Below are 24,732 nucleotides of genomic sequence, written 5' to 3'. Positions count from 1 at the left end.
AGGTAATGACTTTATCCCATCAGCCAACAGTTTAGAATCCGCTCAAGATCGTTGCGAGCGCAGGTCAGGCAAGGCGAACGCAGGCGAGGACGCGGAATTTACGAGTGGTAAATGAGCATTTCCGAGCCTGTTTTCAACGCCGCATGACCAAGCGCAGCAGATATTGAACAGATTCTTAGAATCCCCGCCATCACTCACAGGTGCACTCCCATGTCCGGCTATCTCTACTTAGGCATTGCCATCGCCGCCGAAGTCGTGGCGACCACCTCGATGAAAGCCATCGACGGCGTGAACAAACCGCTGCCCTTGCTGCTGGTCATCGCCGGCTATGCCATCGCGTTCTGGATGCTGACGATAGTGGTCCGCACGATTCCGGTGGGCGTGGCCTATGCCGTCTGGGCGGGGCTGGGCATCGTATTGGTGAGCATCGCCGCGGTGTTTATCTATGGCCAGAAACTCGACCTGCCCGCCGTACTCGGCATGGCCCTGATCGTCGTCGGGGTAGTGGTAATCCAGCTGTTCTCCGCCAGCACCGGGCATTGAGCCTGTTCCAACCTGCGGCTCGGTGGATTAGCCGCACGGCGGCGTAATCCACCAAACAGCATTGTAGGGTGGGCTTCAGCCCACCACTCACCGTATATCGGTGGGCTGAAGCCCACCCTACGTGATAACCCAGCCTACGCCACCGCCTCATTCGGGCATCGCCCGGCCACGGGTTATACTGCCCGCCAGTTTTCCGACTAAGGCAGTTCGCTCCATGTCCCAAGCCCTTTCCACTGACGTGTTGATTGTCGGCGGCGGCATTGCCGGCCTCTGGCTGAATGCCCGTCTACGCCGTCAAGGCTTCGCCACCCTGCTGGTGGAGAGCGCCAGCCTCGGCGGCGGGCAGAGCGTGAAGTCGCAAGGGATCATCCATGGCGGCGCCAAATACGCCCTGCATGGCGCGCTGACCGGCGCCTCGGAAGCCATCGCCGACATGCCGCGCCGCTGGCGCGAGGCGTTGGCCGGCAGCGGCGAAGTGGATCTGACTGGCGTACGCCTGCTCTCCGATGCGCATTACCTGTGGTCGCCCGGCACCCTGGCCGGCAACCTGACCAGCTTCTTCGCCAGCAAAGCGGTGCGCACCCGCGTCGACCAAGTCAAAGGCGCTGACTTGCCGCCGGCACTGCAACACCCGCAATTCAAGGGCAAGGTCTATCGCCTGAGCGAACTGGTGCTCGACGTCCCGAGCCTGATCGAGCGGCTGGCCGAGCTAGCCGGTGACAGTCTGCTGGCCGCCGAACAACTTGAACCGCTGCACGAGAACGGCGAACTGGTCGGCCTGCGGGTCGACGGCCGTGACATCCGCGCACAGCGCATCGTCCTCAGCGCCGGGGCCGGCAATGCCGCTTTGCTCAGTGCCCTCGGTCTATCGCAACCGGCCATGCAGTGCCGCCCGCTACACATGGTGATGGTCAAGGCGCCGAGCCTGAAACCACTGTACGCCCACTGCCTCGGCGGCGGACCGAAGCCGCGCGTCACCGTCACCAGCCATCCGGCGGCCGATGGCCAATGGGTCTGGTATCTCGGCGGCGACCTGGCCGAAGCCGACGGCGTGGCCCGCGATGAGACGGCACAAATCGCCGCCGCGCAAAAAGAATTGGGCAACCTGCTGCCCTGGGTCGACCTCAGCCAGGCGCGCTGGGCCACTCTGCGGGTCGATCGCGCCGAGCCGGCACAATCCGGGCTGGTGCGCCCGGACAATGCCTTCCTCGCCGAGCAAAATAAATTGCTGGTCGGCTGGCCAACCAAGCTGGCGCTGGCACCGGACTTCGCCGACCGCGTGCTGACGGCGTTGACGCGCGACGGCATCCAACCCAGCACGCACCCGGCGCTGCCGGCCCTGCCGCGCCCGCCAGTCGCACCGCCGGTCTGGGAGGCGCTGCTGCCATGAACAACCTGCACGACCTGCACCGCCCGCTGGGCAGCACTGGACTGTTGGTCTCGCCGCTCGGCCTGGGCACGGTCAAGCTCGGCCGCGACCAAGGGGTGAAATACCCCAACGGCTTTACCATTCCCGATGACTCCGCCGCGCGGCAACTGCTCAACCTCGCGCGCGAACTCGGCATCAACCTGATCGACACCGCGCCCGCCTACGGCAACAGCGAAGAGCGCCTCGGCCCACTGCTGCGCGGGCAACGCCAGGATTGGGTGATCGTCAGCAAGGTCGGCGAAGAGTTCGAAAACGGCCAGTCACGCTTCGACTTCACAGCCAAGCACACGCGTTTCTCCGTCGAGCGCAGCCTCAAGCGTTTGCAAACCGAAGTTATCGACCTGGTGCTGGTGCACTCGGATGGCAACGATCTGGCGATCCTGCGCGACGGCGGCGTTTATCAGACTCTGGCAGAGTTGAAACGCGAAGGGAAAATCCGTGGCTTCGGCCTCTCCGGCAAAACCGTCGAGGGCGGTTTGCTGGCGCTGGAGCAGGGTGACTGCGCGATGGTCACCTACAACCTCAATGAGCAACAGGAGCGACCGGTGCTGGATTACGCCGCCAGCCACGGCAAAGGCATTCTGCTGAAAAAGGCCCTGGCCAGCGGCCACGTTTGCCTGGAGCCGGGCGTCGACCCGGTGCGCGCCAGCTTCGAGCTGATCTTCGCCCACCCCGCAGTGACCAGCGCGATAGTCGGCACCATCAACCCGCTGCATCTGACCCATAATGTCTCGACCGCCGCCAGCGTGATCCGCGAGCTGTCCTAGCGCCACAGTCGCGGCCGACCCCGACGCAAGAAGGAGCCGAGATGCCGCGCATCCTCGTCCGCAAGGACCCCAGCAGTTTTCAGACCCTGGCACTGTCCGTCGAGGCCACCCCCAACGGGCTGAGCTACCAGAGCCTTGGCCGGCCGTTGAATTTCAGCCAGATGCTCGAACGCCGCCAACCGCTAGCTATCGCCAATAGTGAGTGCTTTACCGTGGAGCTGGCCAACCTCGGGGTCTCGGTACGCCTGACCCTCAGTTGGCAAGGCCGTGATTACTGGGTGCTGGTTCGGCAGCGGCGCAAGGATCGCGGCGACGTAGTGCTGAAATTGATCTCCGGTTATGTGCCGGCCCATGAGCTGAATCTGCCCTTGCTCACGGCGATTCAAGAGGTCGCCGAAGAATGCCTGCTGGAAACTCCACATGGCTGGCTCGGCGGGCGCTTCGGCGACACCTGGCTGCCGACACCCTATCAAGGCCCCCTGCACTACCGCGAGGCCATCAGCTTCAGCCTGAGCCCGCTGTCCGGCGCCGCGCGCCCGACACGTTGCGGCAACCTGACCTTGCTCGAGCGGCCACGGGCCTATGTCCACCTACCCACCGCCTCGCTGCAACTGGTCTACGACCTGCGCCTGGAACTGCCGAAAGAAGCCAAACGACTCAGCTTGTTTCATGTCGATGAGCGCCTGGAAAATGGCCAACTGGTCGCCCGCCTCGATCGCCGCCGCCCGGACCTGTACCTGATCCCGCTGGAGCAAGGCCGACCCTGCGCCGAGCTACTGACCCTGAAAAAGGGCAACCTGCAACCCGCCAGCAGCCGCGGCATCTGGCTGGCAGAAAGCTTCGCGACGCAAGAAGGCTGGCTGGTGCGCGATGAACGGATTCGCTGGAAGGACTGGCTGGCTCAACAGCATCTCCCCCAGCCAGCGCGAAAAAAGCCCCAGCAAAGTGGGGCTATATCGGCTTGCAGATGATGAAACGACTATTTGAGCTCGCTGGAGCTTTTCCCGAGCAGGCGCCGGGCGACGATCAACAACTGGATCTGCTGGGTGCCCTCGAAGATGTCGAGGATCTTCGAATCCCGCGCCCACTTCTCCAGCAACTCGTCCTCGGCATAACCCAAGGCGCCCACCAGCTCCACGCATTTGAGCGTGACCTCGTTGGCCACCCGCCCGGCTTTGGCTTTGGCGATCGAAGCCTCTTTCGAGTTGGGTAGTTTGTTGTCGGCCATCCAGGCCGCCTTCAGGGTCAGCAGACGCGCGGCTTCCCACTCGGCTTCCAGGCGGTACAAGGTCGCCTCGGCATGGCTGACCGCCAGCAAGGGCTTGGCGTAGTCGAGTCGCCAGACTTTCTGCAACAGCTCACGGGTGCGATCCAGCGCCGCCTTGGCCACCCCGATCGCCATCCCCGCCACCAGCGGCCGGGTGTTGTCGAAGGTCTCCATGACCCCGGCGAAGCCCTTTTGTACATCGATTTCCGGGTTGCCCAGCAAGTTGGCGGCCGGCACCCGGCAGTCGCTGAAACTGATCGAGGCAGTGTCGGATGCCTTGATCCCGAGCTTCTTCTCCAGCCGGGTCACCGTCATCCCAGGTGTGCCGTGCTCGACCACGAAGGACTTGATCGCCGCACGGCCGAGGCCTTTATCCAACGTTGCCCAGACCACCACCGCATCGGCGCGCTCGCCCGAGGTGACGAAAATCTTCTCGCCATTGAGGACGTAGTGCTCGCCATCCTTGCGCGCCGTGGTGCGAATCGCCGCCGAATCGGAGCCACAGCCCGGCTCGGTGATCGCCATCGCCGCCCAGGTTCCGCCGAAGCGTTTGAGCTGCTCATCATTGGCCACCGCGGCAATCGCCGCATTGCCCAACCCCTGCCGTGGCATGGCCAGCAGCAGGCCGACGTCGCCCCAGCACAACTCGATCACGCCCAGGCAGGCCGACAGGTTGCCGCCATTCTTGATCCCACTCTCCACCGACGCAGCAGCACCGCGCTTGCTGGCCGAGGTCGCGCCAATGGCTTCCGGCGAGCCGGCGTTCATGCCGTCGAGTAGCGCAGCGAGCAGATCCAGCTCTTTCGGGTAGGCGTGCTCGGCCTTGTCATACTTACGCGAGATCGGCCGAAAATAGTTGGCCGCCACTTGGTGCGCCTGATTGACCAGGCCGGTGAATTTCTTCGGGGTTTCCAGATTCATCGTTCTTCCTCGAAGCGGAATTCAGCGCGTCGTGAGCGCAGGACGGGCAAGGCGGGTACGGACGAGAAAGCGCAATTTACGAATGAGTAAATGAGCATTTCGAGTCCGTTCCCAACACCGCCCGTACAAGCGCAACAGCGCTGAAACCGCTTCACAGCTGTAGGCCGCCGGCCATGATCGCCACGGCGCGTAAATCGCGATACCAGCGCTCGGCTGGATGCTCTTTGGTAAAGCCGTGGCCGCCAAGCAATTGCACGGCATCGGTACCGATCTTCATCGCCTTCTCAGCACACAGCAGGCGCGCCAGGTACGCTTCACGATGAAATGGCAGCCCCTGCTCGGAGCGAGCACAGGCGCGCCAGACCATCAGGCGCATGGCATCCAACTCAACGGCGATATCCGCGACGATAAAGGCTACGCCCTGGCGGTGGCTGATCGGCTCACCGAAGGCCAGCCTCTCGTTGCAGTAGCCGACCACATAATCCAGTGCTGCCTGCGCCGTACCCACGGCCAACGCACACCAGGCCAACGCGGCGTGGTCGAGGAAGCTTTGGTAATCGAAATGCTCTGCCGCCAGCCGCTGCTCTACCGCGACTTTGACGTTCTTCAACTTGAGCCGCGCAGTCGTGCCAGCCTTCAGCCCCATGGCCGGTTCCGGATGCCGCTCAAGCCCCTTGGTGCCGGCCTCGACAACGAATAACGCAGGGCCGTCCTCGGCCTGCGCCGCGACGATCAACTGGCTGGCATCCAACCCGCGCAGCACCAGGCACTTCTCCCCGGACAGGCGATAGTGCTTGCCCTTGCGCTTGGCCCACGTGCTCAGTTGCAGCGGGTCGAACAGCACGGTCGGCTCATTCACCGCAATCGCCATGACCGGCGCCGCATCCTCGCCGACGAACGCCGGCAACCAGTGCGCCTGCTGTTCGGACGAGCCCCAGCGGCGAATACAATTAGCCGCGGACAGTGGCACCAACAAAGCCGCCGCCAGGGACAGATCGCCCTTGGCCAGCGCCTCAGCGATCAGCGCATTGCTGACCGTGGTGCGCTCACCGGCCATACCGCCATGCACCTCGCTGACACCATAGTGGGTCAGGCCCAGTTCCTGCGCCTGATTGAGCAACTCGGCGGACAGCGCCGCATTGGCATCGGCATCATGGGCCGCCGGGCGCAGTACTTCGCTGGCGAAACTTTCCAGCATCTCCACCAGCATCTGCTGTTCATCGGACAACGACAGGTCGAACAGCGCATCCGGATCGACCTGGCGCGGGCCGCGGCTGTTCTTCACCGCGCGCTCGGCGGCCATGCGGAAGCTGGCCCGGCTACCGGTGTAGATCAGCTTTTCGAAAGGTTTACGCAGCTTCAGGCGATCCGGCCAATCGGCCTGGGCCAGACGATTCAATATGGCCAGGGCACGGCCTTGTACATCGGCATTCATGGGCATCTTGTTCCACAGCGAATGAAGATACCCAGAGCATGCGCGCGGGAACTGCTAGCGGCTATGACCGCCCCGCCGGTAGCGATTGGCAGGTCAGCCAGTCGCTACCGGCCAACGCAAGATCGCTCGCCGCGCACTCCCGGCCACAAACGACAACGCCTCGAAGAACGAGTCCGCGAGGCGTTGTTTTATCAGGCAGGTGTCGTGTTTAGCTGGCGGGCATTAAGCGCTCCGCCGTATGGGTCGCACCAGGAAATACCAGGCCGCCATCGCAGACCAAGAAATCAATCCGGTTATCGGCCAACGCCTGCAACGCCTCTTCCGGGGTATTGATGATCGGCTCTTCGTGGGCATTGAAGCTGGTGTTTACCAGCGTCGGCAAGCCGGTTTTTTCCTTGAACGCCTGCAAAATGTCGTAATACAGCGGGTTGCTCGCGCGCTCGATAATCTGCGGTCTAGCAGTGCCATCGACATGCACTACCGCAGGAATTTTATCCGCCCACTCCGGCTTGACCTTGGTGGTGATGGTCATAAACCGGCAGGCATAGCGATTGCGCTGATCAACCTCGTACACGCGCTCGGCGTCGACATCCAGGACATAGGGCGCAAAGGGCATGAACTCGGTGCGCTGCAAGCGCTTGTTGATGCTGTCGTTGACTTCACGCTGCGCCGGGCTAGCCAGAATGGTTCGCGCCCCCAGGGCACGCGGGCCCATCTCCATGGCGCCATAAAAAATCGCACCCACCCAATTATCGGCGAGCAGCTGCGCGGTTTTCTCGACATGTTCGGGATCGCGTTCGACCCTGAAACCGAGTTTCTCACCAGCGCCGAGCAAATCCTCGCCGCTATACGGCCAACCGAAATACAGATGGTCCAAACGATCGCGAGTCAACTTTTCCAGGCCATGCGAAGCGATCCAATAGTCGACACAGGCGCCGACCGGCAAGCCTTCGTCCCCCATCGCCGGGAAGACGAAGACCTCGTCAATCCCCGGCAGGGCCGCGACCAGTTGGTTCAAGCGCACATTGGAGAACACCCCACCACTCATGGCGATGTATTTCGCTGGATGCTTTTTCAACAAGGCGTGTAACCAATTCAGCACGACCTGCTCGGTGCCGACCTGGATGGACGCTGCGATGTCTTCGTTGGACAGGCCCTGAAACAACACGGCGAGCGCCGCATGCAGGGCCTTATTGTCCGCCAACTCGGTGTGGATATGGCCGTTGTCGTCGACCGGGAACAGCGCGACGATTTGCTCAGCGACTTTCGGCTGACCGAAGGCGGCCAAGCCGGTCAATTTACCTTCGTGACGATTGGGCTTAAAACCACAGGCCGAGGTCGCATAGGCGTAAGCCAAACCAATGGAAGCCCCAGAGTTTTGCGGTTGCCCGAGCAGGGTTTCTTCGCCGCCCCATAGCTGCTGCAACTGCTGGTCGGCATACAAGTACGCCGAATATTGCGCGGAATCGCCGCCGCCATCACAACTGACCAGCAAGGTATCCTCAGACCAGTCGCAATAGCGCAGTGACGACAACACATGCGCGCGATGGTGGTTAGAAAAATGCAACGCCACATCAGCGCGAAGGCCCATGTGTTGACGCAGCTTGGGGAAATCGAGGAACGCCTCTGCGTCGAGATTTTTAGTGCGCATCATCAACGAGCCGAGCGAACGATCGCGCTGCTGACCAAAGACCTTGCGGCGGATATCCCTGAGCGGTAGCACGCCTGTTTTAAAGCAGGACACCGGGAACTTCATGCGGGTGAAAGCGACGGCATCAACTTGCGGACGGGAAATACCGGCAATCCGCAACACCTCGTCAACCGACTGCAGATTGAAAAAACCGCCATCATTCTTGACTCGGTTCAAGCGCTCTTCTTTGCAGAACGCCAACAGCTTATCGTTCTCAAACAGGCATGCCCCGGCATCGTGTCCTGTATGAATTCCCAAGATATACATAAATCTTTATGCCCCAGTGCGTTGACCGGCTACTGCCGTTTGAAGTCGTAAATTCAAGTGCAACAACGAAAAATGCTGCGCTGAGTGTTCCAGCAATACCGATCGGTTTTCAACACCAGAACCCCACATGACCGGGGGCGATAGCGCGCCGTATATCGACCACAGGAGCACTCGCGGATCTTGCTGACGATGGCCGTTGTCGAGCTGTTTTCCACGCAGGGGCAGCTTGGTCAGTCCGGCCTGCGCTCAGAGCAGCGCACGATCCCAGCGAATCCCGCGCTTGACGATACGCGCCGGTACACCGGCGACTACGCAGTTGCCCTCGTCGAAAGCTCGGCTGACCACGGAACAGGCGCCGACCACCGACTCTGGATGCAGCACCGTGCCCTTGAGTATCTGCACGTCGCGGCCGATCCACACGCGGTCGGCGATGCGCACGTCGCGCGAGGGGTTGAGCCGTTCGCCGCTCTGCGCATCGAGGATCGAATGCTTGTCGCCGGTACGGATCAGAATCTCGGTGGACAGCATGCAATCGCGGCCGATATCGATGCTGGCCGCCTCGTCCACCAGCAGGTAGGCGCCCTCTACCGTGGTGTCCGCACCGATGCGGACATGCTGACCGCGGGTGTTACGCAGGTAGATCTTGCCGGAACTGAAACGGGTGCGCGGGCCGATCTCGATCAGATTGTCCTCGCCATCCAGGCGGATCTCGCAATGACTCAGCTCGACATCCTCGCCAATCAGCAGACGGTTGTTGCGCCCGCCCAGCTTGATGGTGACCTTCTTCAGCCGCCGTTCGGCGCTGAGCGGTAGTTGCAGCAGGTTGCCCGGCTTGAGCTGGCGGCGATTCTTGTAGGCCAGATGGCGCAGAGCCAGATAGAGTCGTTGCAGCATGGTGGTCTCAGGAGCGCTCGCGGATCTTGTTGACGATGGCCGTGGTCGAGCTGTTTTCCACCAAGCCCAGCACTTTGACCGTACCGCCGTAAGCCTTAACGATCTCGGCGCCGACCACCTGGTCAATACCATAGTCGCCGCCTTTGACCAGCACTTCCGGCTTGACCAGGCCGAGCAAACGCTCGGGAGTGTCCTCACTGAAGCTCACCACCCAGTCCACCGCGCCCAGCCCAGCGAGTACGGCCATGCGCCGGTCAACGCTGTTGATCGGCCGGCCCGGACCTTTCAGCCGGGCTACCGAAGCATCGTCGTTGATCGCCAGCACCAGCCGGTCGCCCTGGGCCCGGGCCTGCTCCAGATAGGTCACATGGCCGGCATGCAAGATGTCGAAGCAGCCGTTGGTGAAGACGATTTTCTCGCCGTGCGCGCGGGCATCGTCGATGCTGGTCAGCAGTTGCTCGAGGCTCAGCACGCCGCGCTCGGAACCCTGCTCGCGCTGCACCGCCCGGCGCAGCTCGGGGGCGCTGATGGCCGCCGTACCGAGTTTGCCAACCACGATGCCGGCAGCCAGGTTGGCCAGGGCTACCGCCTGCGGCAGCTCTTCGCCCGCGGCAATGGACGCCGCCAGGGTGGAAATCACCGTATCGCCCGCACCAGTGACATCGAACACTTCCCGCGCCCGTGCCGGCAGATGCAGAGCCGGGTGCCCAGGGCGCAACAGGGTCATGCCATGCTCGCCACGGGTCACCAGCAGCGCGCCGAGATCCAACTCGCGCATCAATTCGGCGCCTTTAGCCACCAGCTCGGCCTCATCGGCGCAGCGGCCGACGATGGTCTCGAATTCGTTCAGATTAGGGGTAATCAGGCTGGCGCCACGGTAGATGGCGAAGTCCTTGCCTTTGGGATCGGCCAACACCGGAATGCCGCGCGTACGGGCCGCCTGGATCAACACCTGATGATTCTGCAGCGCGCCTTTGCCGTAGTCCGACAGCACCAGTACCTTGACCCCGGCCAGCAGACTTTCGACCGAGGCCGTCAGGGCGGCTGCGTCAGTGGCGAACGACTCTTCGAAATCCATGCGCAACAGCTGCTGATGGCGACTCATGACCCGCAGTTTGACGATGGTCGGCTGCGTGGCGATGCGCTGGAAGTGCGCATCCACCCCGGCGGCAGTCAGCCGCTCGGTCAAGCTGTCGGCCGCCTCGTCCTGCCCCGTCACACCGACCAAACGCGCCGGCGCACCGAGCGCGGCGATGTTCAGCGCGACGTTGGCGGCACCGCCCGGGCGATCCTCGATTTGCTCGACCTTGACCACCGGTACCGGAGCTTCCGGGGAAATCCGCGAGGTACCACCATGCCAATAACGGTCGAGCATGACATCACCGACCACCAACACGGGGGCCTGATCGAAACGGGGCATGGACAACTTCATGTGAACTCCGGAGCCTCAAGTGGCGGGCGCGTAGTTTATCAGGCGATGCCTACCGGCGCGCCTTCATCCAGGCCCATCGCATGCAAGCGCGCATAGAAACCGTTCTGCGCCAGCAGCTCGGTATGCGTGCCACGCTCTACGATCTGCCCCTGATCCATCACCAGAATCAGGTCGGCTTTTTCAATGGTCGACAAACGGTGAGCGATGACCAGCGTGGTACGCCCCTTCATCACCCGGTCCAAGGCGGCCTGGATATGCCGCTCGGATTCGGTGTCCAGGGCTGAAGTCGCCTCATCCAGCACCAAGATCGGCGCATCCTTCAACAAGGCCCGGGCAATCGCCAGACGCTGGCGCTGCCCACCTGAAAGCAGCACGCCATTTTCGCCGACCTCGGTATCCAGGCCGTGCGGCAGCTTGTCGATGAACTCCTTGGCATAAGCGGCCTCGGCGGCCTGCTCGATCGCCTCACGCGGAGCGCCAGCCAGGTCACCGTATGCGATGTTGTTGGCCACACTGTCGTTGAACAGGGTGACTTGCTGTGTGACCAGCGCTATATGCCGCCGCAGGTTGCGCAGCTTGAAGTCTTCAACGTCGATACCATCGAGCAAGATTTGCCCGTGCTCATGGTGATAGAAGCGCGGAATCAAGTTGGCAAGCGTCGATTTGCCACTGCCTGAGCGACCGACCAGAGCGATCATCTGCCCGGGCTCGGCGCTGAAACTGATGTCATTGAGCACCGGCTTCTCACTGCCCGGGTACTGGAAGCTCAGACGACGAACCTCCAGGTGCCCGCTGACCCGCTCACGCTCGACGGTGCCATGGTCGACTTCAGGGGCTTCGTCGAGTTGCTCGAAGATGCTTTCGGCGCCGGCTACGCCTTTCTGAATGGTCGAGCTGACTTCGGACAGCTGACGGATTGGCTTGGGCAACAGGCCGGCAGCCGTGATGTAAGCCACCAAATCGCCCGCGGTGGCATCGCCTCGCAATAAAAGCACCAGGAACAGCAGGACCGCCATGGCGCTGTAAATCACCAATTGCAGCATGGGCGTATAGACCGCACCGGTTTTGGTCATGCGCAATTGCTTTTCAGTATTGTCCGCACTGGCTTCGGCAAAACGCGTGGATTCGTAGGGCTCACCACCGAAACTGCGCACCACCCGATAGCCCTGGATGGTTTCAGAAGCGACATGGGTGACATCGCCCATAGCCACCTGGATCTTCTTGCTTTGCTTGCGAAATTTCTTACTGGCGCTCCCCACCATCAGCGCAATCAACGGCAGAATGGCCAGCATTACCAGGGTCAGTTTCCAGTTCATCCAAATCAGGTAGGCGAACAGGAAAACGACGGTCAGGCCCTCGCGAATCACCACTTTGATCGCATCGGTCGCCGCACCGGTCACCATGGTGACGTTGAAGGTTATGCGGGAAATCAGATGCCCGGAATTGTGATTGTCGAAATAGCGGTTGGGCAGCACCAGCAAACTGTTGAATAGCGCAATGCGCAGATCGTGTACCAGGCCGAGCGAGACCTTGGCCAGGAAGTAGTTACCCAAGTAGGAACCTATCCCCTGCCAGACGGCGATCAACACGATGAGCAGCGGCACCATCTGTAACATCGGCACTTCGCGCAGCGCTGGCACATTCGGGAAAAGCACAGCGCTGGGATTAGACAAGCCATCGACGAAATACTTGAGAATTCCCGCCAGCATCGGTTGAGTCGAGGCGAAGATGATGTAGCCGAGGATGCTGATCATGAACATGCCGGCATAGGGCCTGACATAACCTAGCAGACGGAGGTAGATCTTCAGGCTCGAGGTCTGGGAAGCACTTGGGTGCTGGTCGGTCATGCGCTCACGCTTCGGCTTGGCCAAAAAGGTCAAAGAGCTTAGCACAGCAGCGGCTGCCTCTTCCCTGCGGATGCATTAAGATGCCCGCCCAGCAAAGGACGTAACGGGGCCACCCCTGACTTGCAGCCACTGCCCCCGTCCTCAACTAATGCCAAGAGCCCGACCATGAGACCGCTTGACGAGACCGAACTCAGCGCACTGCTGGAAGGCGCGCAAACCATCGAAGCGGATGGGCATGGCCTGAAGGTCGCGCGCCTCGGCAACGGCGACTTCCTCAAGCTGTTCCGCCGCAAGCGCCTGATCTCCTCCGCGCTCTGGTCGCCACCGGCGCAGCGCTTCGCCGACAACGCAATACGCCTCGTCCAGCTGGGTATTCCGGCCCCAGCCATCATCGAAACTTTTCTGGTTCCCAGCCGCCGGCTGAGCGGGGTGCGCTACCAGCCGCTACCCGGCCTGACTCTGCGCGCCCACTGGCGCACGCTGGAGCCTGCACAACGCGAGAGCGAGGTCGAGCGCTTCGGCCTGTTCCTCGGCCAGCTGCACCAGCAGGGCGTCTATTTCCGCTCGCTGCATCTGGGCAACGTGCTGCTGCTCCCCGAGGGCCAGTTCGGCCTGATCGACCTGTCGGATATGAAGATCGAAAACCGCCCCCTCGCGCCCTGGAAACGCCAACGCAACCTGCAGCACATCCTGCGCTACGAGGAAGATGTGCGATGGCTGGCTGGGCAGCATCGCACGGCGCTGCTCAAGGGCTATGCACAGAGCAGCGGCAAGCACCATGCCCGGCGACTGGCGCAGAACATCGAACGTCTGCATCCGGCCTGAACAGGTTCGCAATGGGTCGGGCCGCCTGCAGCGGCCCGACCCGCAAAGTCACTCGCCTATTACCAGCACGGTTGCCCCCTTAGCGTTGGCGAACTCTGCCAGTACCTGCCGGCGATGCTGCTGCAGCCATTGCTGCAGCCATGGCTCGTCGGCCTTGGCCTCGATCAGATAGTAACGGTAGGCGCTGACGCGACTATCGCTCATCGCCTCTTCGCGCGTCAGCGCCGAAGGCTGATAGCCCCAGCCGGCGTAATAACCGATGCGCGGATCATCGTAGTAGATCGCATCGGCTGGCTGGGCATGTTGCGCCAGCCAGTGCCCCGCCTCGATGTAGTGGGTTTTCTTCGCCGACAAGGAAATCACGTTGGCGAGCATGACCAGCAGCGCCACCACCACCAGAACCCGTACCCCCTTGGGGAAGCGGCGGGCGAGCGCAACCAGAGCGATCACGGCCAGGGGCACGGCCAGCAGGTCGAGGAAGCTGGTGTAGCGGGCGTTGATGAACTGCTGCTGGATGAAGAAGAACATCAGCACCGCGAAGTAGCAGAGCCATGCCCAGGCGAAGACAGAGAACCTTTGCCGATAGGTACGGATCGCCGCCCAGCCTTCGCGAAAGAGGAAGGGCACGCTGAATGGCCCCAGCAGCTTCACGAACATCAGCAACAGAGTCGCCAGGAAACCGAAGAACAGGATAGTCCCGGCATCGTCCGCCGAGTATTTCTGCAGTAGGGTAGCGCCGAAACGCTCTGATACCGAGTTGAAGGTGGCGAACAGTGAGCGCGGATCGACCAGATTCAGGTAGTACTCGATGCGCCCAAGGGGGAGTCGATCGAACGCCAACAGCACCCCACCAGTCAGCACGGCAACCAAAAGCGGCAGCGCGACCAGTTGCACCATCCGCCCCCAGCCTGCCCGGGTCGTCAAGCCGGCCACCTGCCAGAGCATCAGTGCCGGCATCAGCAGCACCGCTTCCAGGCGGAACAATGCAGCCAGCAGCACCGCTAGCTGGATGAGGGTCGCGCGCGCCCAACCGCCCCGCTCCTCCCAGAGCAAAGCGAACCAGAGTGCCAGCACACAGAAGAACCAGAAGCCGTATTCGCGCAGGATATCGTCGCGGAAGGAGTTGTAGGCAGGTATTGCCAGCACGACCAGACAAGCCCAGTAACCACTGCCGGGGAGACGCCGGGAAATGCCGTCCACCAACAGCGCGCAGGTACCTGCCATAAACAACGCACACCAAAGGTAGGCCACCGTTTCCAGCGGGATCCCCGTCAGAGCATGGGTCGCGCCCAGCAGCACGGGGAACCAGGGCCAGTCGTACCGCTTGAAGGTGTCGGCCAGGTCGTGATCGATGAAGTACTGCGCCAGATCTATGTAGAAGGCCGCATCTTTGGCAACGGTGCCGGCATTGCTCACCGCTATCCAGGACAGCAGCAGACTGCCTATGAACGCCCATTGGGGTGCAGACAAACGCTTCAGTTGAAGAATGATTCCTTGCATGACCTCTCCCAAGGACAAGAATCGCAACCTATAGGCAGGTCACCACCAATCATGAAACCAAGAGCCGGGCAGGCGCCCATCTCTATCAAGGCCGCAACCAGAGCCGCAATGCCTTGCGCGTATAAGACCAGCGCGTGATTACACGCAGGTCCGCGCGCAGGGCCTGGCGATAGAAGTTCAGCGCCGTGTCGTGCTCGCCAGCACTGTAGAAGGTGCGAAACAGTGACAGGCAGCGCTGCGCAAGGAACGCCTGTTTCAGACCCTGCAGCTGCACCGGCATACGCTCGCTCGAAAACACTTCATCGACCAGCTCCAGGCCGGCCGCGCGAGCATGCGTCAGGTTATGCCGCAGGCTGTCGTCGTGCTTGTGGATCAGTGCCAGCGGCTGATTCAGCACGGTGCAGGGGAAGCGTGCGAGCACCTGGGCGAACACCGGGATATCTTCGGTATTGCGGAAACGCTCAGGATAGTTGCCGGGAACGAACACTTCGCGATGCATGGCGCAGGCGCCATTGGAGATGGATACGCTCTTGTCCAGCAGATAACCGCGCACGCGCAGCCTGGGGCTGGCCGGGAGCGGCTTGACCTCATGCCGGCTGCGCTTGCCGCTGGCGAACACCGACCAGTGACTGCCGATCACCATGCGGCTCTGCGGGTTTTCGGCGATGTGTCGGACCAGCGCGGCCAGGGCATCCGGCGCCATTTCGTCATCCGCGTCGAGAAAGATCAGGAACTGACCACACGCTTCCTCGATGCCGCGATTGCGTACCGAAGCCAGACCTCCGTTCGGCTTGCGAATGGCACGAAAGCGTCCGGCATGCTCGATCTGCAACCTTTCGATGACCTGGGGCGTGGAATCCGTTGAGCCGTCGTCTATCACCAGCAGCTCGGCCGTAGCCTGATCCAGCTGCGACAGCACCGACTCCACCGCGCGCGGCAGCGTCTCGGCATAGTTGTAGGCGGGGATGACGACGCTGATCAGAGGCTTAGCCGACATGCTCATACCTGTCCGCACCCTCCTTGACGACGAGGATATCTTCCATGATCAGGTACTGCAGATCCGAGCCGAAGAACATGTTCAGAGCGTCGGTCGGCGAGCAGATCATCGGCTCGCCGCGGCGGTTCAGCGAGGTGTTCAGCGACACGCCGTTACCGGTCAGTTTCTCCAGTTCGAGCATCATGTCGTAGTAACGCGGGTTGTACTCGCGCTTGAGCACCTGGGCGCGGGACGTGCCGTCTTCGTGGACCACTTCCGGCACGCGGGTTTTCCACTCTTCGGCCACTTCGAAGGTGAAGGTCATGAACGGCGCCGGGTGGTCGATCTTGATCATCTGCGGGCCGACGGTATCCAGCATCGACGGGCAGAAGGGCCGCCAGCGCTCGCGGAACTTGATCTGCTCGTTGATCCGGTTGGCCACCCCGGCAATGCTCGGGCAACCGATGATCGAACGGCCGCCCAAGGCGCGCGGGCCGAACTCCATGCGCCCCTGGAACCAGGCCACCGGGTTGCCGGCGACCATGATCTCGGCGATACGCTGCGGCATGTTGTCGATCTGCTGCCACTTGGGCGCATTCGGATGCTTGGCGCAGGCGGCGATGACCTCTTCATTGGAGTAGGACGGGCCGAGATAGACGTGCTCCATCTTCTCCACCGGCACGCCGCGCTTGTGCGAGATGTACGCTGCGGCGCCGACTGCGGTACCGGCGTCGCCGGAAGCCGGCTGGACGAACAGCTCTTTGACTTCCGGACGGGCGATGATTTTCTGGTTCAGTTTGACGTTCAGCGCGCAGCCGCCGGCGAAGGCGATCTTCCCGGTTTCCTTGAGGATGTCGCCGAGGTAGTAATCCATCATCTGCAGCGCCAATTTCTCGAACAACGCTTGCATGCTGGCGGCGTAGTGGATGTACGGATCGTCGGCAATATCGCCTTCACGCTTGGGCCCCAGCCACTCGATCAGCTTGGGCGAAAAGTAGAAACCCTTGCCATGCTCTTTGTAGCGGCGCAAACCGATGACATTGGCGTACTCGGTGTTGATGATCAGCTCGCCATTCTCGAATTTGGCCAGGCGCGAGAAATCGTATTTGCTGGCATCGCCGTAAGGCGCCATGCCCATCACCTTGAACTCGCCATCGAGCATTTCGAAGCCGAGGAACTCGGTGATCGCGCCGTACAGGCCGCCGAGCGAGTCCGGATCGAAGAACTCCTTGAGTTTGTGGATCTTGCCGTTCTCGCCGTAGCCGAAGAAGGTGGTGGCGTACTCACCCTTGCCGTCGATGCCCATGATCGCGGTTTTCTCGGTGAAACCAGAGCAGTGGTAGGCACTGGACGCGTGGGCCAGATGGTGCTCGACCGGTTCGATCTTGATTTTTTTGGGGTCGAAACCCAGTTGCTCGAGGCACCAGACGATCTTGTTGCGGTAGCGCTTGTAGCGCCGGTTGCCCATCAGAATCGCGTCGAGCGAACGGTCCGGGGCGTACCAGTAGCGCTTGGCATAGTGCCAGCGGGCCTTGCCGAACAGGCTGATCGGTGCGAACGGGATCGCCACCACGTCGACATCGGCCGGCTTGATCCCGGCCTGCTCCAGGCAGAATTTGGCCGATTCATAGGGCATGCGGTTCTTCGCGTGCTTGTCGCGCACGAAGCGCTCTTCTTCGGCGGCCGCGATCAACTTGCCGTCGATGTACAGGGCGGCGGAAGGATCATGGCTGAGAGCGCCGGAAAGGCCGAGAATCGTCAGTGCCACAGAAAAAGCCTCTTTAAAGCAGCTGTCTACTTGCAGCAGAACGCTTGCAGCAACAGCAGTCGTTTATATACGCAGCCCAGAGCGGGCTCCTGCTTCCTGCTTCCAGCTTCAGGCCTCTGGCTTCAAGCTGGCCTTTGGTAAACGTTGATCGAGCAGCTTGAAGAGCCTTGAATCCGCCGGCCAGTTGCGCAAGAAGCGCGCTCGGTCACGGTCATATGCTGGCGTAAAACTGCCGTCGCTGTGGTGTTGCTGCATGGCATCCAGATCGATCAAAGCCCAGCGACCGGACTGCCAAAGCAGATTTGTCCCCTTGAGATCGCCATGACTGATGCGCTCACGCAGCAAGGACGCAAACAACTCATCCAGCGCCTTGAGCTCGGCCTCTGGCGGTAAACCAGCCTCATCCGGATTGTCCAGACAGGGCTTGAAGCGCGCGATTATATCCTCACCGACCGTGTGTTCGGTAACCAGATAGGCACGCCGGCGTAGCCAGAATGTACGCAGCTCCAACATGGCCAGGGGTTTGGGCGTGGCGATGCCGAGAAAGTCCAGGCGATTGCCCTCGCACCAACTGTGCCAGGCGCGACTGGGCCGCCAGAAGCGTTTTAGCCAGTGCATGAAGCCTTTGATGTTGTAGCGCTTGACCACCAACGTGCGGCCGTCCACCTCGACCCGCGCCACGGTGGAGGAGCCGCCCAGCTTGAGCGGGCGAGCAGCGGCGATGGCGGCATCGGGTTCAGCCAGCAGCGGCGCCAACCAGTTTTCGTCCTGGCGCCGAACCACGCGCAGACCAAACGCACCGCGCCGCACACTGAACAAGCTGCAATCGCGACCGACCTTGCGCAAGTAATCGCGCAAGCGCCAGCGCCGGACTTTATGGACTTCCTTGAGTAACGCCTCCAACGGCAGAGCGTGTTCGCCATTGACCAGCAGGTAGTACACCAGCAGGTCTTCGATATAGGCATCCAGGCTGACCGGCAACTGGGCAAAAAAGACCCCCAGGTTAGCCAACACCTTGTCGCGCGATAGCGGCTGGCCAGGCGTTTCGGCGCGCACGCCGCCGCCGTCGATCAAATACAGCTGAGCGCCGTGCCGCAGCAGATTGTCCAGATGCAAGTCGTCTTGCCACAGCCCCTTGCCATGCAACTGGGCAATCACCGCCAAGGCTTCGCCCAACAACGCCTGCTGGGCATCACTCAGCAATGGCTGCGACTCTAACTTGCGCCACTCATCGCCCAGGCTGCAGGCATCAGCAAGGAATTCGAATAGCAGCCAGCCGCCCTCGCCTGCGCGAAAGCCTTGATCGAGCAGCTGCGGAGTACAAAGCCCCTGCTCCGCAAGCAACCGTGCGCCTTCGGCTTCACGCGCAAAATGCCGCGCGGCCTTGCCGCCGATTAACAACTTGGCCAGCACCCGCCGACCTTGCCACTCGGCCTGGCCGACATAGCGCTGACCCGGCAGCACTCGCAGCAGGCTGTCGAGTCGTAACGACTGTCCCGCCACATTGAATTCCAGCGGCAAGTTCGGCGTGCGGCCGGCGCTACGCAGTTGTTCGAGCGTCACCGGCGCAACTCCTTGTGCTGCCGCCGGGCGCCAAGACGCTGCCACCAGCGCTGGACATCGCCGCCCGAGCCAACATAAGCGAGGAGCAGCTGGCAAACCTCCGCCTCATTCCAATTGCTCGCCCGCCGCAGCAGCGGCTCCAGATCCTTGATCCGATCACGCTCACCGAACAACAGCGGTCGGGTCTTTTCCAAATCAATCAACTGCGCGGCAAACTCACCGCCGTTATCACGTAGAAAAATATGTTTTGGATAGAAGCAACCGTGCACCTGCCGCGCATCGTGCAGACGCCGGACCAACCCACCACAGGCCCGCAGGATGGCCATACGTTGCGCTTCACTACGCTCGGCCCAACCCTGCAGCCAATGCTCGAGGTCCTGCCAGCCATCCAAGGCCCGAGTCAGCAACAGCGCGCACTGCTCGCCGGCCACCCGCCGCTGGGCAAAGAACGCTGCCCGCAGTGCCGGGATGCCGAGCTGTTGGTAGCGTTGAATATTGCGAAATTCGCGGGCAAATGTCGGCTCACCGAACGGGTGCTTTAGGCTGCGGCCCAAATAATTGCTCTGCCGCTTGAGGTAATAGGCCGCATCGCCCAGATCCAGGCGATACACGCAGCTCCAACCGCCGCGCTCGGCATTCGGCTCGTCCACCGCCTCCAGCTTGAGCGCCCACAACGCGTCATAGCTAGCCAACCCATGGCGTTCGAGGAGCGCGCGATCTTCGCTGGCGAGGAAATCCTTCATTCACGTCCCTCGAAAAATTTGACGACCTGTCGAATGCTTTTCTTGTCGCCGGCATCCAGGCGTTCGCGCCCACGGTATTGCAGATAGAAACGCAGGCGCTGGGCACGCGACAGCTTGTACTTGGCCACCTTATCCAGGCAGGCGAGGTCCTTGATGATCCTATAGCGCAGCAATGGCCCCCACCAGAAACTGCCAGTCGGGCAATCGATCAGAAACAGCTCGCCCAGACTGTTGACCAGTAAGTTGCGCCACTTCAGATCGTTATGGGTGAAGTGGCGCTCATGCAGGGCGCGGGTAGCCCGGGCCAACTGCTGACTGACACGCGCCACCCACGCGCGATCCCGCAGACAAGCATCGTCACGCAGCGCCAACTGGGCCATATCTTCGGTACCGGCAAGCTCACGTGTGATCAGTGCCCCCCGGACAAAGGCACCGGCCTTGCGCTCCAACCCGTAGGCCACGATGGGCGCGGTGGGAATGCCCCACTTGGCGAAGTATTTGAGGTTCTGCCACTCGGCCTTGACCCGCGGCCGCCCGATAAAACGGCGTAAACCCTTGCCGGCGCGGTGATAACGCTTGACGTAATAACGCAGCCCCTGGCATTCGACGCGGATCACCTCCGACAGCGGGTCGCTGGTGATGTTCTCGCCCTGCAAGGCGAATACCGTATCGAGATCGGTAAAGATTGCAGCCAGCTCGGCCGATGCGCCCTCGGTCAGCCGCCACTCACTCATGGCCGGCACCCGGCGCATATTTGCGGGCATAACGGGCCAGCAGCTTATCTGCCTTACGCTCCAGCCAGCGCAGGAGGCGCGCCTCGTCGCGCAGAATCTGGCGCAGTGGCCGGCGGCCTTCTGCTGTCTGCCCCTTTGCTGCATAAAAATAAGCACGCAGGAAGCGCAACTTATCACGCTGAGTCAGACCAATATTGATGGCCGAGAAGTACAACCCAGCCAGATCCTTGTCACGCCAACGGCGCGGCAAGGCACTGCGTGTTTGCGCCCGGTGCAGATCGATCAGTGACAGTTTGAAATCATCGGCGGTGACCGGTTTGTCGGTGTGCAGCAGGAAGTGGCAAATATAGCAATCGCGGTGATTGACGCCCGCGCGGTGCATTTCGCCAGTCATCCTCGCCACTTCGGCGATCAGCGCGCGCTTGAGTTTCGGCAGCGGGGGCTGCTTGACCCAGTCGAGGCTGAAGTCTTCCAGGCTAACGGTCGGCGCCAATTCCTCGGTGACGATAAAGGAATGCTGGCCAGCCGGATTGTTGCCGCGCTCGCCGTATGCCACTGCGGTCATGGTCGGCACACCGACTTCATGCAAGCGCTGAATCGCCCGCCACTCCTGACCCGCACCCAGCACCGGCAGTTTGGCAGTCAGCAGGTTCTTGAAGATTTCCGCCCAACCGATGCCACGGTGAATCTTGACGAAGTAGCCGCGCCCTGCGACCTCGGTGCGCAAGGTTCGCCGGCCTTCCAGCTCACGGTAGACCTGGCCCTCAAGGCGCTCCACTTCAGCGAAGGCATCGCGACCGGCCCACAGACGCTGGAAGGGTTCCGCCAAAATCAGTTTCAAGCCTGTTTCTCCGCCAGAATCACATCCGCCGCGCGTTGCGGCAGGCTATAGAGGTCGGCCACGCCTGCGAATGCCAGGCCGTTACGCGCCCAACTCGCCCGCTGCTCAGCATCGTCGAGCATCTCGATCAGTAGACGATTGAGCCGCTGCTGCTCGAACGGGCTCGGCACGACCCGGCCACAGTCGGCCTCCTCGATGTAATGGGCATAGCCGCAGACATCGGTGACCAGCACCGGCAACCCGGCGACCAAGGCTTCCAGCAATACCGTGCCGGTGTTCTCGTTGTAAGCCGGGTGGATCAACAGATCGGCGCCTAGAAGAAAGCGCGGAATATCGCTGCGGCCCTTGAGAATCTGCACCTGCTCGGAAATCCCCAACGCCTTGATCTGCAGCAGGAACGGCTTTGGATCGTCCTGACCGATGACGATCAACCGGGTGCGCTTTTTCAGCTCACGCGGCAGTGCGGCGACGGCTTTCAAGCTGCGATCCAGGCCCTTGGTCTTGAAGCCGGAGCCGATTTGCACCAACAGCAGGTCATCGTCTTGCAGGTTGAATTCGTGGCGAAACTCGGCGCGAATCTCAGCGGCATTCGCCGGCGCCCTGCGATCCGGCGCGATACCCGGCGGCAACAGGTGAAAGCGCTGCGCCGGGGTGGCGTAATGCTTCACGAACAGCGGCTGCTGCACTTCGGAGATCATCAGCACCTCAGTTGCAGACTCCGGCGCAAACACCGCGCGCTCGTAGTCGGAGAAGTGCTTATAGCGGCCCCACTTGCGGTACAGCGAGTTGCGCAGGTTCTGCGCCTTGTCCTCGAAGCAGCCATCGGCGGCGTAATACACATCCAGCCCCGGCATCTTGTTGAAGCCGATCACTCGATCGACCGGGCGCTTGGCCAGATCAGCCTCGACCCAGGCCAGCAGCTTCTCGTTGCGGCGGTGATTGAACAGCGCCTTGACCGGCGCCACCAGCACTTCGAAACCCTCAGGCACCTCACCTTCCCAGATCAGGGTGTAGACACGAATCACATGCCCACGCCGCTGGCATTCCAAGGCGATGCGCATGAAGTCGCGCTGCAGGCCGCCGAACGGGAAGTATTTGTAGAGCACAAAGGCCAACTGCATCAGACGCTTTCCTCGGCGAGCAACAGCGCTTCCAGCTCAGTCGCCACACGCTGTGGATTCAAGCGGGTAAAGCACAATGGCCACTCGCGTTTAAGATCATGCCGGCGCTTATCTTCTGCCGTCGGCTGATAGGCACAGGTCTTTTTCAGGCAGGGCGAGCAAGGGAAGTCGCTGGCCAGATGAATTTGCGAACGCCCATAGGCGCCAGTCAGGCCCGGATTGGTTGGGCCGAACAGCGATAGGGTCGGCACATCCAAGGCTGCGGCCAAGTGCCCCAGGCCGGTATCCACCGCCACACAAGCGCGGGCACCGGCCAACACCTTGGCCATTCCTGCCAAAGCTAATTTGGGCAGTACCGCGGCGTTTTCCAAGCCGGCGGCAATCCGTTCGGCGCGCGCCTTCTCGGCCGGGTTACCCCAGGGCAAGCGTACCGCCCAGCCCAGCGCGCCCATGCGTTCGGCAAGTTCGCGCCAGTAGGTTTCCGGCCAATGTTTGGTGTCCCAAGTGGTGCCATGCAGGAACAGCACATAGGGCGCGCTGGCCTGCGTATCGGCCAGTTGCGCGCGATTGAGCCCGTAATCACCCACCGAGTTGGGCAGCGGATAGTCCAACGCCTGGGCAAACAACTGACGCACGCGCTCGACCGCATGCTGCCCCCAGGGCACCGCGTAGCTGCGATCATAAAACCGGCTGGCCAGCGGTTCGCGCACCGAAGCCCGGTCCAGCCCGGCCACTGGCGCTTTGACATAACGGGTTAGCCAGGCGCTTTTCAGCAGGCCTTGAGCATCGATCACCAGGTCGTAATCGGTCTCGCGCAGGCGCCGCTTGAAACGCCGCCAGTCGCCATTTTTCAGGGTCTGCCAGAAATTCTTGCGCCAGCGCCGGATCGCCACCGGAATCACCTGCGCCACCGCCGGATGCCAGGCCGGAATCTCGGCAAAGCCCTCTTCCACCACCCAGTCGAACTGGATACCGGGAATCGCCCGCGCCGCATCGGTCAGCGCCGGCAGGGTATGGATCACATCACCCAGCGAGGAAGTCTTGACCAGCAACACCCTCATTCAGTGACCTCGATCGGGTCTGCGACCAACCGATCCAGCGCCTCGACCACCGGCCGCGGCTTGAGCTCGCGCAGGCAGTTGTAGTGACCGAAACGGCAGGTGCGATCGAAGCACGGGCTGCACTCTAGCCCTAAGCGGACGATTTCCACCTGTTCGGCCAGCGGCGGGGTGAACTGTGGCGAGGTCGAACCGTAAACCGCCACCAGCGGGCGGTTCAGTGCGGCGGCGACGTGCATCAAGCCGGAGTCGTTGGAGACCACCGCGCCAGCGCAGGACAGCAAGTCGATCGCCTCGGCCAGCGAGGTTTCGCCGGAGAGGTTGCGCGCTTCTTCACGCAGGCCGGGGATCAGGCGCGAGCGGATGTCTTCACCGACCGCATAATCGTTCTTCGAGCCGAACAGCCAGACCTGCCAGCCGGCACGGATCTTCAGCTCAGCGACCTTGGCGTAATGATCGGAGGGCCAACGCTTGGCCTCACCGAACTCGGCGCCAGGGCAGAGTGCCAGCACCGGACGATCCAGACTCAGGCCGAACTTGGCCAAGGCGGCCTCGCGGCTGGCCGGGTCGATTCGCAGACTCGGCCGCGGATACGGCGTGGCCAGCGCGGCGCCAGGCTCATGTGCCAGCGCCATAAAGCGCTCGATCATCAGCGGGTAGCGGCCCGGGTCGAGCTTGCGGATATCGTTGAGCAGGCCAAAGCGCATCTCGCCGCGCCAGCCGGTACGCTTGGGAATCCCCGCGAACCAGGGCACAAGCGCCGACTTTAGCGAGTTGGGCAGGAGGATCGCCTGGTCGTACTGGCCGGCCAGAGACTTGCCGACCTTGCGCCGGGTGGCGATATCCAGCACACCATGGCCGAGCGGGAAGCTCAGCGCTTGACGCACCTCGGGCATGCGCTCAAGGATCGGCCGGCTCCACTCAGGCGCCAGTACGTCGATCAGGCACTCGGGATGGCGTTGTTTCAGACACTCGAACAGCGTCTGCGCCATCACCATGTCGCCAACCCAGCTCGGCCCTACGATCAGTATTCTCATCACAGCTCCGGAAATGATCAGGGAGGCTTAGAGCCTCCCCGTCACAGCCTTATTCAAGTTCTCTCACGCCTATG

At 62.0% G+C, this 24,732-nt stretch carries 21 protein-coding genes; 5 read left to right on the top strand and 16 right to left on the bottom strand.

The window, feature by feature from the left end; all coding sequences use genetic code 11:
* Window positions 1–210: 210 nt before the first annotated feature.
* The 4 genes from D3879_RS08040 (at window position 211) to D3879_RS08025 (ending at window position 3,710) form a co-directional block, all read left to right on the top strand.
* On the top strand, window positions 211–543 hold the full coding sequence (locus D3879_RS08040; RefSeq protein WP_119953528.1) for a DMT family transporter: 333 nt from the start codon (window positions 211–213) through the stop codon (window positions 541–543).
* Between the two features lie 214 nt (window positions 544–757).
* Window positions 758–1,933 carry an NAD(P)/FAD-dependent oxidoreductase gene (locus tag D3879_RS08035; RefSeq protein ID WP_119953526.1) on the top strand — a complete coding sequence of 392 codons (1,176 nt, stop codon included), beginning with the start codon at window positions 758–760 and terminating at the stop codon, window positions 1,931–1,933.
* Entirely contained in the window at window positions 1,930–2,739 is an 810-nt protein-coding gene (locus D3879_RS08030; protein WP_119953525.1) for an aldo/keto reductase, read from the top strand. Before D3879_RS08035 ends, D3879_RS08030 begins: the two co-directional genes overlap by 4 nt.
* Window positions 2,740–2,780: 41 nt before the next feature.
* On the top strand, window positions 2,781–3,710 hold the full coding sequence (locus tag D3879_RS08025) for a metal ABC transporter ATPase (protein WP_119953523.1): 930 nt from the start codon (window positions 2,781–2,783) through the stop codon (window positions 3,708–3,710).
* Window positions 3,711–3,718: 8 nt separating this feature from the next.
* On the opposite strand, the gene D3879_RS08020 is transcribed toward D3879_RS08025, so the two are convergent.
* The 6 genes from D3879_RS08020 to msbA all read right to left on the bottom strand — a co-directional run bounded on the left by D3879_RS08020 (window position 3,719) and on the right by msbA (window position 12,492).
* Window positions 3,719–4,927 carry an acyl-CoA dehydrogenase family protein gene (locus D3879_RS08020; RefSeq protein ID WP_119953522.1) on the bottom strand — a complete coding sequence of 403 codons (1,209 nt, stop codon included), beginning with the start codon at window positions 4,925–4,927 and terminating at the stop codon, window positions 3,719–3,721.
* A gap of 151 nt (window positions 4,928–5,078) precedes the next feature.
* The gene (locus tag D3879_RS08015) at window positions 5,079–6,368 is read right to left on the bottom strand and encodes an acyl-CoA dehydrogenase family protein (RefSeq protein ID WP_119953521.1); all 1,290 of its coding nucleotides are present in this window, start codon (window positions 6,366–6,368) and stop codon (window positions 5,079–5,081) included.
* A gap of 202 nt (window positions 6,369–6,570) precedes the next feature.
* The gene (locus D3879_RS08010) at window positions 6,571–8,319 is read right to left on the bottom strand and encodes a carbamoyltransferase C-terminal domain-containing protein (RefSeq protein ID WP_119953520.1); all 1,749 of its coding nucleotides are present in this window, start codon (window positions 8,317–8,319) and stop codon (window positions 6,571–6,573) included.
* Between the two features lie 246 nt (window positions 8,320–8,565).
* Window positions 8,566–9,213: an acyltransferase gene (locus D3879_RS08005; protein ID WP_119953518.1), complete on the bottom strand. Its 648-nt coding sequence runs from the start codon at window positions 9,211–9,213 to the stop codon at window positions 8,566–8,568.
* Window positions 9,214–9,220: 7 nt separating this feature from the next.
* Window positions 9,221–10,645: a bifunctional D-glycero-beta-D-manno-heptose-7-phosphate kinase/D-glycero-beta-D-manno-heptose 1-phosphate adenylyltransferase HldE gene (gene hldE / locus D3879_RS08000; protein ID WP_119953516.1), complete on the bottom strand. Its 1,425-nt coding sequence runs from the start codon at window positions 10,643–10,645 to the stop codon at window positions 9,221–9,223.
* Window positions 10,646–10,683: 38 nt separating this feature from the next.
* Window positions 10,684–12,492, bottom strand: coding sequence for a lipid A export permease/ATP-binding protein MsbA (gene msbA, locus D3879_RS07995; RefSeq protein WP_177412381.1), 1,809 nt, complete (start codon window positions 12,490–12,492; stop codon window positions 10,684–10,686).
* A 165-nt stretch (window positions 12,493–12,657) separates the two neighbouring features.
* On the opposite strand from msbA, the gene D3879_RS07990 reads away from it, so the two are divergent.
* Window positions 12,658–13,317, top strand: coding sequence for a lipopolysaccharide kinase InaA family protein (locus D3879_RS07990; protein WP_119953514.1), 660 nt, complete (start codon window positions 12,658–12,660; stop codon window positions 13,315–13,317).
* Window positions 13,318–13,365: 48 nt separating this feature from the next.
* Here D3879_RS07990 and D3879_RS07985 read toward each other — a convergent pair whose 3' ends face one another.
* From D3879_RS07985 to waaF, 10 genes are all read right to left on the bottom strand, one after another.
* Entirely contained in the window at window positions 13,366–14,817 is a 1,452-nt protein-coding gene (locus D3879_RS07985; protein ID WP_119953513.1) for a hypothetical protein, read from the bottom strand.
* Between the two features lie 85 nt (window positions 14,818–14,902).
* Entirely contained in the window at window positions 14,903–15,820 is a 918-nt protein-coding gene (locus tag D3879_RS07980) for a glycosyltransferase family 2 protein (protein WP_119953512.1), read from the bottom strand.
* Window positions 15,804–17,561, bottom strand: coding sequence for a carbamoyltransferase family protein (locus D3879_RS07975; protein WP_119953511.1), 1,758 nt, complete (start codon window positions 17,559–17,561; stop codon window positions 15,804–15,806). The genes D3879_RS07980 and D3879_RS07975 overlap by 17 nt, the downstream gene beginning before the upstream one ends.
* A gap of 108 nt (window positions 17,562–17,669) precedes the next feature.
* Complete coding sequence (locus D3879_RS07970; protein ID WP_119953510.1) at window positions 17,670–19,124, bottom strand: lipopolysaccharide kinase InaA family protein; 1,455 nt, start codon at window positions 19,122–19,124, stop codon at window positions 17,670–17,672.
* Window positions 19,121–19,867 (bottom strand): lipopolysaccharide kinase InaA family protein, encoded by a 747-nt coding sequence (locus D3879_RS07965; protein WP_119953509.1) that lies wholly within the window; start codon window positions 19,865–19,867, stop codon window positions 19,121–19,123. The genes D3879_RS07970 and D3879_RS07965 overlap by 4 nt, the downstream gene beginning before the upstream one ends.
* Window positions 19,864–20,601: a lipopolysaccharide kinase InaA family protein gene (locus D3879_RS07960; protein ID WP_119954925.1), complete on the bottom strand. Its 738-nt coding sequence runs from the start codon at window positions 20,599–20,601 to the stop codon at window positions 19,864–19,866. The genes D3879_RS07965 and D3879_RS07960 overlap by 4 nt, the downstream gene beginning before the upstream one ends.
* On the bottom strand, window positions 20,594–21,442 hold the full coding sequence (rfaP, locus tag D3879_RS07955; protein ID WP_119953508.1) for a lipopolysaccharide core heptose(I) kinase RfaP: 849 nt from the start codon (window positions 21,440–21,442) through the stop codon (window positions 20,594–20,596). The genes D3879_RS07960 and rfaP overlap by 8 nt, the downstream gene beginning before the upstream one ends.
* Window positions 21,439–22,563, bottom strand: a complete 1,125-nt coding sequence (locus D3879_RS07950) for a glycosyltransferase family 4 protein (RefSeq protein WP_119953507.1) — start codon at window positions 22,561–22,563, stop codon at window positions 21,439–21,441. Before D3879_RS07950 ends, rfaP begins: the two co-directional genes overlap by 4 nt.
* Window positions 22,563–23,624, bottom strand: coding sequence for a lipopolysaccharide heptosyltransferase I (waaC, locus tag D3879_RS07945; protein WP_119953506.1), 1,062 nt, complete (start codon window positions 23,622–23,624; stop codon window positions 22,563–22,565). Before waaC ends, D3879_RS07950 begins: the two co-directional genes overlap by 1 nt.
* Window positions 23,621–24,658, bottom strand: coding sequence for a lipopolysaccharide heptosyltransferase II (gene waaF / locus D3879_RS07940; protein WP_119953505.1), 1,038 nt, complete (start codon window positions 24,656–24,658; stop codon window positions 23,621–23,623). Before waaF ends, waaC begins: the two co-directional genes overlap by 4 nt.
* Window positions 24,659–24,732: the final 74 nt, after the last annotated feature.

The organism is Pseudomonas cavernicola (assembly GCF_003596405.1).
GTDB classification, from domain to species: domain Bacteria; phylum Pseudomonadota; class Gammaproteobacteria; order Pseudomonadales; family Pseudomonadaceae; genus Aquipseudomonas; species Aquipseudomonas cavernicola.
This window is presented reverse-complemented; position numbering and strand designations above follow the sequence as displayed.